This is a genomic window from Chitinophaga sp. MM2321, assembly GCF_964033635.1.
In the GTDB taxonomy this organism is placed as follows: Bacteria; Bacteroidota; Bacteroidia; order Chitinophagales; family Chitinophagaceae; genus Chitinophaga.
In genome coordinates this window covers 6,493,813-6,509,760 of sequence record NZ_OZ035533.1, presented here as the reverse complement: position 1 = coordinate 6,509,760, position 15,948 = coordinate 6,493,813, and the positions used below count along the sequence as shown (strand labels likewise).

The 15,948-nt window shown below is 44.8% G+C and carries 8 protein-coding genes; 3 read left to right on the top strand and 5 right to left on the bottom strand.

The window, feature by feature from the left end; all coding sequences use genetic code 11:
- Positions 1-3: 3 nt before the first annotated feature.
- Positions 4-1,830 (bottom strand): RagB/SusD family nutrient uptake outer membrane protein, encoded by a 1,827-nt coding sequence (locus ABQ275_RS25610; RefSeq protein ID WP_349315996.1) that lies wholly within the window; start codon positions 1,828-1,830, stop codon positions 4-6.
- Positions 1,831-1,865: 35 nt separating this feature from the next.
- On the bottom strand, positions 1,866-5,066 hold the full coding sequence (locus ABQ275_RS25605; protein ID WP_349315995.1) for a TonB-dependent receptor: 3,201 nt from the start codon (positions 5,064-5,066) through the stop codon (positions 1,866-1,868).
- Between the two features lie 306 nt (positions 5,067-5,372).
- On the opposite strand from ABQ275_RS25605, the gene ABQ275_RS25600 reads away from it, so the two are divergent.
- Positions 5,373-7,949 (top strand): hypothetical protein, encoded by a 2,577-nt coding sequence (locus ABQ275_RS25600; RefSeq protein WP_349315994.1) that lies wholly within the window; start codon positions 5,373-5,375, stop codon positions 7,947-7,949.
- A 309-nt stretch (positions 7,950-8,258) separates the two neighbouring features.
- Here ABQ275_RS25600 and ABQ275_RS25595 read toward each other — a convergent pair whose 3' ends face one another.
- On the bottom strand, positions 8,259-9,182 hold the full coding sequence (locus tag ABQ275_RS25595; RefSeq protein WP_349315993.1) for an AraC family transcriptional regulator: 924 nt from the start codon (positions 9,180-9,182) through the stop codon (positions 8,259-8,261).
- A 174-nt stretch (positions 9,183-9,356) separates the two neighbouring features.
- Between ABQ275_RS25595 and ABQ275_RS25590 the strand changes: the two genes are divergently transcribed.
- On the top strand, positions 9,357-11,036 hold the full coding sequence (locus ABQ275_RS25590) for a hypothetical protein (protein WP_349315992.1): 1,680 nt from the start codon (positions 9,357-9,359) through the stop codon (positions 11,034-11,036).
- 122 nt (positions 11,037-11,158) lie between these two features.
- Entirely contained in the window at positions 11,159-13,138 is a 1,980-nt protein-coding gene (gene gyrB, locus ABQ275_RS25585) for a DNA topoisomerase (ATP-hydrolyzing) subunit B (protein ID WP_349315991.1), read from the top strand.
- Positions 13,139-13,260: 122 nt separating this feature from the next.
- Here the strand turns inward: gyrB and ABQ275_RS25580 are convergent, their stop codons facing one another.
- Both ABQ275_RS25580 and ABQ275_RS25575 read right to left on the bottom strand, forming a co-directional pair.
- Positions 13,261-14,481 carry a tetratricopeptide repeat protein gene (locus ABQ275_RS25580; protein ID WP_349315990.1) on the bottom strand — a complete coding sequence of 407 codons (1,221 nt, stop codon included), beginning with the start codon at positions 14,479-14,481 and terminating at the stop codon, positions 13,261-13,263.
- Positions 14,482-14,486: 5 nt separating this feature from the next.
- A complete protein-coding gene (locus tag ABQ275_RS25575; protein ID WP_349315989.1) occupies positions 14,487-15,812 on the bottom strand; it encodes an AAA family ATPase in 1,326 nt (441 codons plus the stop codon).
- Positions 15,813-15,948 lie beyond the last annotated feature (136 nt).

Sequence of the window (15,948 nt, the reverse complement as noted above, 5' to 3'; positions counted from 1 at the left end):
CCATTATTGCTCCCAGCCCTGATTTTGTCCCAGCTTAGGATTGAGCTGAAGATCGGTATAAGGAACCGGGTATAAATATTTATAATCTGCCCATTTTTTAGGCACATTATCCAGCCAGTGTATTTCTCCATAGGTGTCGTTTGATAACAGCTGCGGATTTTTAACGCCGTTCACGGTAGCAGATACATTGATATAAGTAACCCCTTTTACCTGGGTGGCAGGTAATGTTTTGTAGAAACATACATCATTTACACCATCGCCATTCAAGTCCATCAACACATCCAGCGCAGGTACGTACATTCCGTTCCAGGAGTTGACCAGCAGGTCACCGCGTTTCCATCTTACCAGGTCATTAAAGCGGAAGCCTTCCAGTACCAGTTCAATGCCTCTTTCTCTTCTGATTTCCAGCAACGCAGGATCTGTTATACCCGGGAAATAATTATTCTTCAGGTAGGGATCAGCTACTGTTGGTTTTGCGCTGATACCGCCGGTAATACCGGCACGGGCACGCAATGCGCCTACTGTTTTGCTCCAGTCATCATCCGTGAGCAGACCCAGTTCCGCCTGTGCTTCGGCATAGTTCAGGAGTATTTCTGCATACCGCATCAGGCAGATGGCATTGATACTATTCTTGCCATTATCATAATAAGTATCGTCAAGACTCCATTTGATTGGCATATAACCGGTATAAACATACGAAAATACCGGCGGCGCTGCAATAGTAGTTCCATTGCTGGTTCTTGTATAAGATCCCATGCGGATGGTTTGCTGCAATCTTTTATCACGGCCCTGTGTTTCTTTTACAAAAGGCAGTGTATCATACCGGTCTTTACTGGTGAAAGGCGTACCATCGATATTCAGGTAGGTGTTGATGAATTTTCTTGTGAAACTAAGCCGGGAACCATAGGTAGAACTGGCATACCACCAGGTGGCATCGTTGAAAACACCCAGGCTGGTGTTGGCGATATTTGCCAGCATGATTTCTGATGAAACCGGTGCCGCGCTGATAAACAACTGCCGGTAAGAAAGTTCTGTACCACTACCCTGATTGATGCTGAATGCTTTACCATCCATTACTGCCTTTGCCGCGGCAGCCGCCTGTTTCAGCCAGGCATCCGCAGTGCCGGCCAGGTTCCAGGTAGTTTGATATTTACGGAAGGTCCCTTCAAACAAACATACCCTTGATTTAAAACCATTCACCACATCTTTGGTGATCTGGCTGCAGGTAGGATCTTTGGTAAGCGTAATATTGGCAGCAGCATAATCCAGATCTGCCACAATGGAATCCATAATCAGTGTGCGGGGATCGCGGCCTGCATACAGCCCCGGATCACCTACTTCAAATGGTTTTCCGATCCAGGGAACATCTCCAAAACGTTTTACTTTATCATAATAAAACCATGCCCTGAAAAATCTGGCCAGACCGATATAATTTGCTTTTGAGGCATCAGATACTTTGGGATCATTGCAGTTGGCAATGAAATAATTGATATTGCGCAATGGCTTCCAATCCCATCCGGTAGCGGTTCTTGAGTTAAGGCCGCCATCCCTCAACAGATCGGGCACCGAGTTCACTGCGCTGTAATCTGCCATGCCATCCACTGTATAGATATTAGAGAGATCTGGTAACACATCGTAGAAGGAAGTGGCGTATAATTTCATACCGTCTTCACTGCCGAAGATGGCCTCTTTTGTAGCTGTGGACCGGGGTACCTGGTCGAGGTTCTTCGAACAACTTCCTGTAAATATCCATGCCACCAGCACCACCGCTATCCATTGCAGCTTCATGGGCCTACATTTCAGGGAAAGTGCAGTTATATATTGTTGCATAACTTTTTCCTTTTATTGTTAAGATATGATGATGATCAAAGCGTGATGCTGAGACCGAATGTGAAACTCTTTAAAATGGGATAGTTATTACCATTACCAGAGCTGTTGGTATCTGTAACGGTGTCGGATCTGCGAATACTTTCTACATCAAGATCCTTTGTAATCTTGTATAAAGGTGACCATGACCAGAGATTTTCACCAGAGAGATAAACCCGCGCAGCAGTAATCTTAGCCCTGGAAATAAGCGCCTTTGGCAGATTATAGCCAATCTGAATATTCTTCATCCTGATATAAGCAGCATTCTGCAGATATTTTGTTTGCGGTTGTTTCAGTTCACCAGCCGTATTTTGTGCTACATAACCGCGGTATCTTGGGAAGTAAGCATCAGGATTATCTTCTGACCAGATCTTACCTACCTGCGATTTAGGCAGGAAGTTATATGGCCGGTTGTATTGTCCCCAGAAAACGTCTGACTCCGCACCAGGCCACCAGTCCTGTTGTGCTACCCCCTGGAAGAAAACGCTGAAGAAGAAATTATTCCAATCCGCATTCAGGGCGATGCCATAGGTATAGCGTGGTAAGGTGTCTCCGATAATCCGCATATCGCCATGATCACTCAATGTATTTGCGCCGTTATTGATGGCGCTGGCGGTATCGAGGTTTTTGAATTTGATATCTCCCGGCAACCATTGACCACTGTTGGATGCTTTGAATAACGCCTGCGTAGTTGCTGCGTTAGCTACATCCTCTTTGGTCCAGTAACCGTCATTTTCATATCCCCATATTTCACCTACTTTCTGACCCACATAAAAATCTGTGAGCTTGTTGTTGGTATTATTGTATTTGGTGATAGTAGCTTTGTAATCGGCCATGGAAACATTCACACCATAGTTGAAAGGTTTGGATGCCACGTTAAACTGTCCTCTCCAGCCTACGGACACTTCCCATCCCACCGTTTTCAGATCCGCATAGTTTCCTTTGGGTACATCTGTACCAAATACTGCGGGTTGTGTTTCACCTACCGTAAACATGTTTTTGGTGATACGCGTGTAGGCATCGCCGCTAAAAGTGAGGCGGTCGTTTAATGCAGCTACGTCCATACCGATATTCCGGGTGGTAGATGTTTCCCAGGTGAGCCCATCGGGTAATACAACGGGTTGCGAGGTTTGTTGCGGTTTAGTACCGTTGATCACCCTGCCTGATTGTTTAATATCCATTTTTTCCTGGAAAGCATAGGAACCGATATTACCATTACCCAACGAACCATAGGAGCCACGTATTTTCAGATCGGAGATAGCCGTTACAGGTACATGCCAGAAGGCTTCTTTTGATAAACGCCATCCGGCAGATACAGAGGGGAAGAAGGCATACCGCTGACTGGATGGAAACTTGGAAGAACCATCATAGCGGCCATTTACTTCCAGGAGGTAGCGATCCTTGTAGGAATAATTCAACCTGAAAAATTCACCCATAATAGCCCAACGTTCGTAACCACCAGCAGTACTGATATTGGTACCGAGTGCAAGACTGATATCATCTGCATCACTATATACCAACCCATTCCTGGTAGTAGCAAATCCTTTGTAGGTAGATTGTTCGTAGTTGAAACCCGCCATTGCCTTGAAGTAATGATCAGCGCCAAACCTTGTTTCATACTCACCATAAATATTGGATGCCAGGTACAGCGTATTGTAATTGCTCATCATCAGGTCGTTATAACCATTACCTATATATGCAGTTACCCCGGGAGCCGGGCTGTAAGGTATGGGAAGGCGTAAACGTTTCTGATTATCAGCGGTACTCTGAACGGTAAAATCTCCCTTCAGTCTGAATTTATCTTTATAGATATTGGCAACAAAACCGGTGGTGTTTCTGAATAACTGCCGGTTAAAATCGATGCCATTTTTACCATAATACATATCGCCTACGGTATACGCGGCGGAATAGGTAAGTGTACCATCGGGGTTGAGCAGCATAGAAGAAGGATGTGCTTCATCCGCCATATTCCGCCAGATACCACCGCCTTCACCCACATTTACGGGGTTATGGTAGTCTCTGCTGGAAAATTCTGTGTTATTATATATTTGCAAGAAGGGGAATAACTGGATATTACCTTTTGCACGCAGGTTATACATCTTGTAATCGTCAGAATTATATCTGAAGATGCCATCCTGCCCGTAGTATCTTCCTGTTACTAAATAACTAGCCTTACCGCTGCTACCGGATACTGAGAGGTTTTGATCCATGGCACTGGTGTTATTTTTATATAATTCCCCATACCAGTCGGTATTACCATAGTATTCATAGTTACCGGCGCCATTGATAATAGTATTGGGTAAGCCCGGATTTTCACTATGTTCTTTCAATGCTTCCAGGTAAGCCTGTGAAAAAGGCTGTGTTTTATTAATGTTCTGTGGTACCTGGGAATAATCATTCCAGGCAGTCCAGGCTTCATTGAACCCTTTAGCATATTCGTAGCCGTTAGTGACCATATCAGGCACAGTAGTGGGGCTTTTCAGGGAATAATTAGATGAATAGGTTATGCTCACCCTATCTTTTGTGGGCGTTTTAGTAGTGATCAGTACCACTCCAAAAGCACCCCTGGCGCCATAAATAGCAGCCGATGCCGCATCTTTCAGTACGGTCACACTCGCTACATCCGCCGGGTTCAGCATGCTTGGGTCACCTTCCACACCATCTATTAATACCAACGCGCTTCCGCCCTGGCCAATAGAGGTAGTACCCCTGATATTATAGGTAGGCGACTGTGTAGGCTTACCATCGCCTGGTACCAGGTTCAGGTTGGGGATAACCCCTTGTAGTCCCTGGCTCAGGTTGGGAATAGGCCTGTTTTCCAATACTTTACCGGATACCTGCGCAACAGATCCCGTCAGGTTTACTTTCTTTTGGGTACCATAACCAACAACGATCACGTCATTCAGCGATGACACGCTATTCAAAAGCGTTACCTCGATATTGCTTTGGGTACCAACGGTAATTGTATCAGATTTATAGCCAATAAAACTGAACGCTAACCGGGCATTTGCCGCAACGGAGAGATTGAAATCACCTTTCGCATCTGTATTGGTTCCCGAGGAAGTACCTAATACCTTGACCGATACTCCCAAAAGAGGCTGGCCATTTTCATCAATCACCCTTCCCTTTACAGGATGCGATTGCGCAGTGCTGCTAATCGCGTAGCCTAACAGCAGTAGAATGCATAACCATCTTTTCATGACGATTTTCTGTGGTTTAGTGGATCAGGAATAAATTATCTGTCTGCAATTAAAGAAGTGGTGGTTAACGGGTGGGTTAATTAGCGATTAACAGGAAGGATTAACCAGAAAAAATCACACATTAATTATGAATTGCGTGTTTTATGACCTAAATTAACACTAGGAAAGTTTCTTAAAACAAAGTTAACTTCCCTATTAAGGAATTTATTTGATTAGCCAGTAATTTGCCACGTTATAGAAAGCCGGTCATTCCCGCCTTCCTATCCAAGTCTTTTGAAAAACTTACATCATAATTGTAAGGATCCTATGTACAGATATATAGTCTTTTTACTAACGGCGCTATTCATATCAACCAAGAGCAAAGCCCAGGAAGCATATGGACTGGAGTTTGCCAGCAAGAATATTGCCCAGGAAACACGTACTTCTTTAAATCTTTTTCCGGAGAAACCATTACAGGTAACAAACGGGTATTCCGTTTCATTTGATTTGTCATTTATGCCGTTCTATGCGTCTTACTTTGGCTATGTGTTGCGGATGATTGATGAAAAGAAACAGAACATCGACCTTATATATAATGTACACACCCGCTCATTTGATGTAGTGACCGGCAACGAATTTTCAGGCATCTCTTTTAAAATAGGAGTGGATTCCCTGTATCATCAATGGAATAAGATCACGCTGGATTGCAATACCAATACACATATCCTGAGCGTCACCGTAAACGGGAAACATATCAAAAGTATCCGCAGCCCTGTAGTTTCCGGTAAACGGATCGGGGTATGTTTTGGCGCACATCACCGCAGGGCGTTCAAAACCTTTGACCTCCCGCCCATGCGGATAAAGGATGTGCAGATATACCAGGACAATGTATTGCAGCACCATTGGCCACTGGATCAAACCAAAGGCAATACAGACAAGGATCTGATAACCGGACAGCTGGCCAGTATTAAAAACCCGGTATGGCTGCGGCCAAAGTTTTCCCAATGGCAACTGACGGACTCCTTTGTTGTTAACGGCAATGCAAGTGTTGCGCTGGACCCTGTTACAGAATCGGTATATGTTTCGGGTAAAGACTCCATGTATAACTACAATTGTGGGCAACAAAAAAAATGGGCCAAAGCATTTGCCGGACCACAAGGGACGCCTGCCGGCATCCAGGCTGCTTTTGATTGGAAAACAAATAAACTCTATACTTTTTTCATTGACTCCCTGGAAGCCGCCCTGTATGATTCCGTCAATAATACCTGGAGTCAGCACCTCCCATCCAATGGGGTAACTACCTACTGGCATTCCAACATATTTTTTTCGCCCTTCGACAGCTCCATTTATACATTGGGTGGTTACGGCGACTTCCGGTATAAGAATGAGGTACACCGTTATATGCCGGACAAACAGCAATGGGACACCATACACGTTGACGGAGATCATCTTACGCCCCGTTACCTGTCGGCATTGGGGACCAATGAAACCGGCGATTCCGCCTATATCCTGGGTGGTTACGGCAGCCTGGAAGGCGACCAGCTACTCAACCCGCATAACCTATATGACATGGTATTGTTTGATGTAAAAAACAAAACCTTTAAAACCATCTATAAATTTAAAGAGCCGGAAGAACCATTCGCCTTTGCCAATAACATGATCATTAATAGTAAAAAGCAGGAATACTATGCATTGATCTTTGCCAATGACCGGATGAATTCATCACTGCAATTAATAAAAGGTTCGTTGAAGGAGCCTGTGTACACTACGCTGGCAGCCAGTATCCCTTACATGTTTTATGACATCCGGTCTGCTGCCCGGCTGTTTTACTGTCCGCAAAATGACAAGCTGATAGCGGTTACGTTATTCTCACTAAAAAATAATTTAACACAGGTACATATTTATACGCTGCAATTTTCTCCGTATGGACTGGAAGTAAAAGCGCCTGCCGGCAGGCATACGCCCATGTACGTTATGCGCATTCTGATAGCAGCCGCCGTGGCATTGGTATTGTTCCTGCTGGCAATAGGTATTTTATTATCAGGAAGAAGAAAAAATAATCATCTCCCTGAAAATAAAAAACGTGTACCCAATGAAACAAAAGAACCGGTAAACCCCGTTGCTACGGAAGCTCCTGTTATCATTTCTCCAACAGCCACTGTCGCGGAAAGTCAGCTGTCTGCGGTTTTCCTGTTTGGTCATTTTACCGTGCTGGATAAAGCAGGAAACGATATTACCAAATCATTCAGCCCGCTTTTAAAGGAGCTATTCCTGTTGCTTTTTCTCCACTCGCTGATGGGCAAAAACGGTATTTCCTCAGAGCGTATCAATGAATTGTTGTGGCCGGGAAGATCTGTAAAAGATGCTAAAAATAACCGCTCGGTAAATATCGTAAAGTTGAAAAGCATCCTGGATAAAACCGGCGCTTACACTTTGCTGAAAGAAAATGATAAATGGGTTTTCCATTTTGATGATGAATGCATTCATGTTGATCTGAAAACATATTTACAACTGTTGCAACATACCTGTGCCACAGATATTGCGGGTATTGCCCGCATTGCCGGTATTGTAAAAAGAGGCGCCTTCCTGCTGGAAACAGAATATGCATGGCTGGATAAATTCAAAGCAGACATCTCCACCAAAGCAATCCCGCTCCTGATCAGCTTCCTGGACCGTGAGGCCCATCATGTGGAACCGGAATTTGTGATCGATATATGCGATTGTATTTTGAATTTTGATTCATTAAGTGAAGAAGCGGTGATGTTTAAATGCAAGGCGCTGGTGGCGCTCCGGCAACATGCATCGGCAAGGAAAATTTACACTTCTTTCATCGCTGAATATAAAAGTATTTATGGCGAAGCATTTGAGATGGAATACACTAAAGTAATTGAGCAATACCAGTAAACGCTCGTCATTGCCCCAAAACAAAGTCGCCCTGCAAAAGCAAGGCGACTTTATAAAATCTGGTTGAAACTTATCTGGCAAAATTGCACTTTACTTCATGGTGTTTGATAAGAATGCAAGTTTTAATTTATGGCTTTACTTACTTTTTTTTGCCAGTTAAGCCTCTTCCATGGTCAAATCTATTAAGGAAGCTTTAGGATCTACAGATAGATATCTGCCCATCGTTCTACAAAGGAACGCCTATATTTTTTACAACATTTACGAATTCGGGAAAAGAAATGATCGAAGCGGGAAATTACCTGGAACTGATTATCTCAGCAGCAGTTCACAAGGCTTCAGGCCGGTATGCTTTTTAAAAGCGGTAGAGAAGTGGGAAATACAGGAATAACCCATGAGCATGGCTACTTCAGAAACAGACATGCCTTTTTCATACAGCAATCCTTTGGCTTTTTCCATTCTTTCCTTCTGGAAGTAGTCATAAATGGTAGTGCCATACATTGCCTTGAATCCTTTTTTCAGGTAACATTCGTTCATGGCTACACGACGCGCCAGATCACGGATGGTAACCGGCGAATCCAGCTGTTCCAGTAAAATGCCACGGGCTTTTTCTATTTTATCGCGGTCTTCCACATGTGTAAGGAAGCGGCAACCATAGCGTTCGTCCGTATCATTTTGCATGAACTGATCGGAGCTGTATAAAAGCAGGTCCAATGCGCGGCTTTGCAGGAAAATATTTTTCAGCATGCCATCATAATCGTGATGCACCATCGTTTCCAGTACGGATTTAGACCGGGTACAGGGCTGGATGGTTTTCACAAAAGGCTTGCGTGACTGATGTTCAAATAAAGAGAAAGTGGTGGTTCCTTTCTGAAGGGATTGTATAAAAGCTGGCTGGAAACGTACTGTTACAAGATCCACGGAAGGCACCCTGTCTACACAGGCTTCCTTATTCCCTTCGGAACACAATTGATCCGTACAGGCGGGGTTCTTACAGTATTTGCTTCCTGCTACACAATAACGGAGCTCGATGGCTGCCGTCTGGCCTTTTTTAGCCGGTTGATAAATGACCATGGCCACATCTTCCACCGGTAAAGGCTTATCGTATACAAAACGTTGCAATGTAAATTCAAGACAGTCCGGAACAATCACACTATCCTCCTCCGCCAGTTGTAACTGGTCGCTCATTGCTGGCTGTGGGATGGCTAGTGCTAATATTTCCTGGAATTCTTTCACCTATTTTGCTGTTTTAAACCGGGACAAATTTAGGGATTCAATTTTAAATGAAATACATTTTGACAATACACTTACAATGCAATCCTAACATAAGAAATAATTTCCACATATTTTAATCAGCCTGTGTACTACATTTACAACCAAATGGTATGAATTTCGTTTATCTTAATATAGATGGAAAAAAGAAAATTCAGCTTTTGGAGGCTTGTTAAAATTATATCGGTCGTTTTCGGCATCCTGGTAATACTCGTTCTGTGTACCGGGTGGTATCTTAATCAGCACTGGAACAAGCTGTTACGCAAGGAGTTATCCGGATACGTGACAGACCTTTCCGACAGCCTTTATACCGTGCGTTTCAGCGATCTGAAGCTGGACGTGCTTTCGGGTAGTGTTACCGTAACGAATGCCTCCATGGCGTTGGATTCGGCCATTTACAAGAAATTGCTGGCACAACACCGCGCCCCAACCGATATTTACCTGGTTAGTGTAGAGAAATTGCAGCTCAGGTATTTTAAACCGTGGCGATATTTCAACGGTAAAGAGCTGAATGCGGGTTCACTGACGGTTACCGGTCCCAGTATTATTATGGAGCAAAATGCGACCGTAAAGGATACCACCAAACCCAAAACAGCCTACGAAAACATTTCTTCCAAAATGAAATCCATCTTCATAGGCAAACTGGTACTGGATGGCACCAACTTTAAATACATCTTTACGAGAAAAGATTCTTCAAAGGTGATCCACCAGTTCCACAACCTACGGGTACGGGTAAACGATTTCCTGATCGATTCCGTGGCCATTAACGATCCTACCCGCTTTTTATATGCCCGTAACTATGAAATAGGCATGAAAGACTATATGCACCGCACCAGGGACAGTCTTTACTGGATGAATGTACGGGGCATCAGCTACGATGCAGCCGAAAGAGCCCTGAATATAGAGCAGTTCAGCATAGAACCCCGTTATGACAAGGAGGCTTTTCAAAAGAAAGTGGGCGTACAGCAGGACCGCTACGATTTATCATTCAACAATATCAGCATCCATGAACTGGATCCCCGGCTTTTACTACAGGAGCAACAGGTGTGGGCGCAGCGGATCAACATCGGAAGCGGAAAGCTGGATATTTACCGCAACCGCAACCTCCCTATGCCCCCCGGCAATAAATTAGGTCAATATCCTAACCAGCAACTGCAAAAACTGAAACTGCCTATTAAGATTGATACCCTGACGGGGAATAACGTGGAGATCCAATATGCAGAACTAAGTAATGAAACGCAGCAAACAGGTATCATCCATTTCAACCATGTACACGGCAATTTCAGGAATATCACCAATATAGACTCCCTGATAGCCAAAAACAACCACTGTGTAGCCGACCTGGACGCTATATTTATGCAAAGCGGTAAGCTCAAAGCGCGTTTCGACTTTACGCTTAACAGTAAACCCGGACAGTTTGCCGTTTCGGGGCAATTACAGAATATGAATGGAAAAGACCTGAATGTGGTAACAAAGCCATTGGGTAAAGTAGAAATCCGCTCCTGTGACATCCAGGATCTGACCTTTGTTATTAAAGGAGATGAACGAAAAGCAGCCGGTCATGTGAAACTGCTCTATAAAAACCTGAAAATAGCCGTTTTAAAGCAGGATAAGGATCACCAGGGCTTTACCCGTAAAGGATTGGTGAGTTTTGTGGCTAACCTGCTGGTAATCAAAGATAGTAACCCTCTGAAAGACGAAAAGGTGCGTACATCGGACCCTGTTTACCCCCGTGACATCAAAAAGTCGTTTTTCAACCTGGTTTGGAAGACCTTATTTACCGGCGTAAAGGAGACCGCAGGGGCAAAAAATATTTAAACAAAAAATTGCTCCTTCTCCCTGCTCAAAAACTGCCATTCTTTTATGGAAATAAGGCTTATTTTTCGTATTTTTGCATGATTGTCTACCGATTTTATTTCTAATAGATTTTACACCAACATATGAGCGAAGAATTAGTGCAAGCAACTAGCCCCAGCAACAGTTATGATGCGGGGAGTATTCAGGTATTGGAAGGTCTGGAAGCGGTGCGTAAGCGTCCGGCCATGTATATTGGCGACATTGGCACGAAAGGACTTCACCACCTGGTATATGAGGTGGTGGATAACTCCATCGATGAAGCCCTGGCTGGATATTGCAAAAATATTGATGTGACCATTTGCGAGGATAATTCAATCCGGGTGTATGATGATGGTCGTGGTATCCCCACCGGCATCATACCTAAAGAAGGACGTTCCGCACTGGAAGTAGTGATGACTGTGCTGCATGCCGGAGGTAAATTTGACAAGAACACCTATAAAGTATCAGGTGGTTTGCACGGTGTGGGCGTAAGTTGCGTAAACGCATTGAGTGAACTGCTGTACGTTACCGTAGAACGGGAAGGGAAAAAATTTGAACAGGAATTCCAGCGCGGTGTGCCGCAGTATCCTGTACGTGAAATAGGCCTAAGCGATGTTACCGGTACTACTATTCTTTTCAGACCGGATGGCGACATCTTCAAGGAAAGAACCTATAACCGCGAAATCCTGGCTGGCCGTTTACGTGAACTGTCTTACCTGAACCGCAAAATCAAGATCACCTTGTTTGACGAGCGGGAAAAGGACGAAGAAGGGAACATTTTCACGGAAGTCTTCTATAGTGAAGGTGGTATCCGGGAATTTATCCAGATGCTGGACAAGAACGGCCGTCGTAATCCGCTGTTACCGGCTCCGATTTATGTGGAAGCACATGACCCGGTGTCTAATGTAATGGTAGAAGTGGCGCTGGTATATAATGATGCCTTCAGTGAGAATATCTTCTCCTATGTTAATAATATCAACACCATCGAAGGAGGTACACACGTAGCTGGTTTCCGCCGTGCTATCACCCGTGTATTCAAATCTTATGGTGATAAGAATAAAATGTTTGAGAAATCGAAGGTAGAAGTTACCGGAGATGACTTCCGCGAAGGACTGAGCGCCGTTATCAGCGTAAAGGTTCCTGAGCCGCAATTTGAAGGCCAGACCAAAACCAAACTCGGTAACTCCGATGTAATGGGTGTGGTAGACAGCTCTGTAGCTGCCGTACTGGATGCTTTCCTGGAAGAAAATCCACGGGAAGCTAAAACAGTGATCAACAAAGTAGTGCTGGCCGCACAGGCCCGCGAAGCTGCCCGTAAAGCCCGCCAGATGGTTCAACGCAAAAGCGTGATGACCGGCAGCGGCTTACCCGGTAAACTGGCTGACTGCTCTGATAATGATCCAAAAAAATGTGAACTGTACCTGGTGGAAGGTGACTCGGCGGGTGGTACTGCCAAACAAGGCCGTAACCGTAACTATCAGGCTATCCTGCCGCTGCGTGGTAAGATCCTGAACGTGGAAAAAGCCATGGAACACAAGATCTACGAGGATAATGAAATCAAAAACATCTTTACGGCACTCGGTGTAACCATCGGTACAGAAGAAGATGATAAAGCACTGAACCTCTCCAAACTCCGCTATCACAAACTGATCATCATGACGGATGCGGACGTGGATGGTAGCCATATCGCTACCCTGATCCTGACCTTTATCTTCCGTTATATGAAGGCAATGGTAGAACAGGGATATGTATATATCGCACAACCACCATTATACCTCGTGAAAAAAGGTAAGGAACAAGTGTATGCCTGGACAGAAGATCAACGTAAAATGGCGACTATACAGCTGGCTGCCGGCGGTAAAGAAGACAGTGTTACTATTCAGCGGTATAAAGGTTTGGGTGAAATGAACGCAGAACAATTGTGGAGTACTACCATGGACCCTGAACACCGTACCCTTAAACAGGTAACGATTGAAAGCGCCGCAGAAGCCGATCGCGTATTCAGTATGCTGATGGGTGACGAAGTACCGCCACGCAGAGCATTCATTGAATCTCACGCGAAATACGCCAAGATAGACGCATAAATATTTAGGGATTTTTTGATTTACGAATTTAGGAATTTAAAAATGCAGCGAAGATTACCGTGTAGGTTTTCGCTGCATTTTTAAATTCCTAAATTCGTAAATCAAAAAATCCCTAAATATTTTTATTTCTCTTTTGAAATAACGTAGTTCGCTAAAAACTGATAAAGGAAAACCCCGATCAGCATAACGGTAACGAATATATTAAAAGAATCGTTGCTGATAAATGCGAAGCCAATTCCCAGCAAGCCCATTCCTGCTAAAGACAACGTATAGATCCTGAAAATACGGCGGCTCTTTTCGCCATCAGGTGCATAGATGCTGGATACCGGCAACAATAATACGCCCGCACAAATACAGATACTGAGAACACCGGGTATATTGGTGATCCAGAAGATGCCCGCCGCTAAAAGCGCGATCAACAGCAGTATACCTACCATATTGGACACATGGGTCTGTTCTTTCGTAAGCGCATATCTCCCATATGGATTCAGGCGCAGGAAGAGGTTACTCACCGGCGCAATCAGCCACGTAGAAATAGCCAGCAACGCCAGTAATACATATATCGGGAAAAAGACCCGGCTGGCAATTTGCGTCAATATAAAAATGGCGATGATAATGATCCATTGAGTACCGGCTTTCTGACGCCCCATAAAGAAAGCGTAGTTGAGGAACTGGCGGTACAGCCAGTACTTTGCTTTCATGGCCTGCACCATTCCACTTTTGGCCCACTGCTGGTTAGGATCAATTTTCAGTGATTCCCGGAAGTGTTCCAGTGATTTGCGGTGATCGCCCGCCTCCAGCCATTTCCAGCCGAGATTGGCGTGTGTATAGGCATTTTCCGGATTGTGCTCCAGCGCCTCATGCAGATCAGAAAAAGCCGCTTCTTTTTGGCCCAGGCTGAAAAGTGCGTGCGACCGCAGGTTAAGACAAGCCTGATTTTCAGGGTCAACAGCCAGTCCTTCTTCTGCCTTTTTCAGGGCTTCGGGATAATCTTTCTTAAACAACAGTATCTGACTCCACATACCAAAGTAATCAGCCTGATACGGGTTTATCGCTACCGCCTCCCTGATGGCACGGATAGCAGGATCTAACTGATTTTTATTGAGTGATACGCGCGCCTGTAAATATAAAAAACGGTCATCATCAGGCGCCAGGCTCAGCGCATTGCTGATAACCTGTGCTGCTTCCTCCGAATTATCCATTTCCAGGTAGCACACAGCGAGCAGGAAAAGCCCGTCAATATCATTGGCGCTTGTGCTCAGGTGTTGCCGCAGCGTGGTAAGCGCATCCTGGTAACGACCCTGCTGTAGCAGCAGTTGAGCGCGCTGAATTAATACAGCCATAAACGTTATTTCTTAATATCCAGGTATTTCAGTACTTCATCATACAGGCCGGCATCATTTGCATAGAGTGCATAGTTGCGGGCTGTATTAAACCATTCCCTGGTAGTAGCCTTGTGTGTTTTAACGGCTTTCATTAATTCTTTTTGTGAGATAGGTTGAGGTACTCCTTTCTTGAGTGCTTCCATCAATTTCTCTTCGATAGCTATATCCACAATAGCTTTCAGATCGGCGCCCGAGTAACCGTTGGTAGCTTTCGCCAATGCCGCATAATCAGGATCATCTACCGGTTTATTGCGGAGTTGCAGTTTCAGGATCTCTTCGCGGCCGGCAGTATCCGGTGGCGCTACAAAAATGATCCTGTCAAAACGGCCAGGGCGGCGGAATGCCGGGTCCAGGCTCCACGGTGCGTTGGTAGCCCCTATGATGAGCACATTTTCGTTATTGGCAGCAATGCCGTCCATTTCAGAAAGGAACTGATTTATGAGGTGACTGGCGCCACTGTTACGCATGGAATTGCGGTTGGCACCCAGTGCATCTACTTCATCGAAGAAGAGCACACAGGGCTTGCTCTGCCGCGCCAGTTCAAACAAACTATGCAGGTTCTTTTCACTGTTACCGATCCACATATCCAGTACATCATGGATACCTACATTGATAAATTCTGCCTGGATCTGTCCTGCTGTAGCTTTTGCCAGGTAAGTTTTACCACAACCCGGAGGGCCATATAGCAGGATTCCGCCGCCGGCTTTTTTCCCATAAGCCTTGTAAAGGTCCGGGAATTGCAGGGGTTTAATGATCTTCAGGTCTATTTCCTGCTTTTCTCTTTCCATTCCTCCTACATCGGAAAAATTGATGTCCGGCTTTTCCAGTGTAAATACTTTATCATCTTCCTCCTCATCATCATCTTCGTCTGTAGGTACATATTGTTGCTGGGGTAAGCGGAAATGTCCATCCAGGGCTTCGTCCCGGAAACCGGGATTGAGCAGCAGCAGATGCTGATAGATATCCCTGGCAGCTTCCATGGAATTTTCCTTTACCAGGATGCGGCAATGGAGCAACAGGCCGTCGAAATGATCGGGTTCATGATGTTCCAGTTGTTCCAACACCACTATAGCGGCTGAATATTTTTGCTGATGATAAAAGGTACGGGCCAGTCCCAGCTGCGCAGCAGCGTTTTCAGGCGACAGTTCCAATACCTTGCGGTACTGTTCTTCTGCCTGCACATATTCGTAATCCTGCAACAGCACCTGCGCCAGGTGTAAACGCAAAGGCACATTTTCCGGCGAAAACTGCACTGCTTCCTGTAATTGTTTAATCACTTCCGATGACATAATGCGCTTTTAAATGTAAACTCTCAAAGAGCGTAATAATACGCAATTACCATACAAAAATATTGTTAAATATGCTATTTCAGGCAGCAATACAGCCCCTAAAAGCGATAGAAACACCCGAAGGCTACCTTCTTCT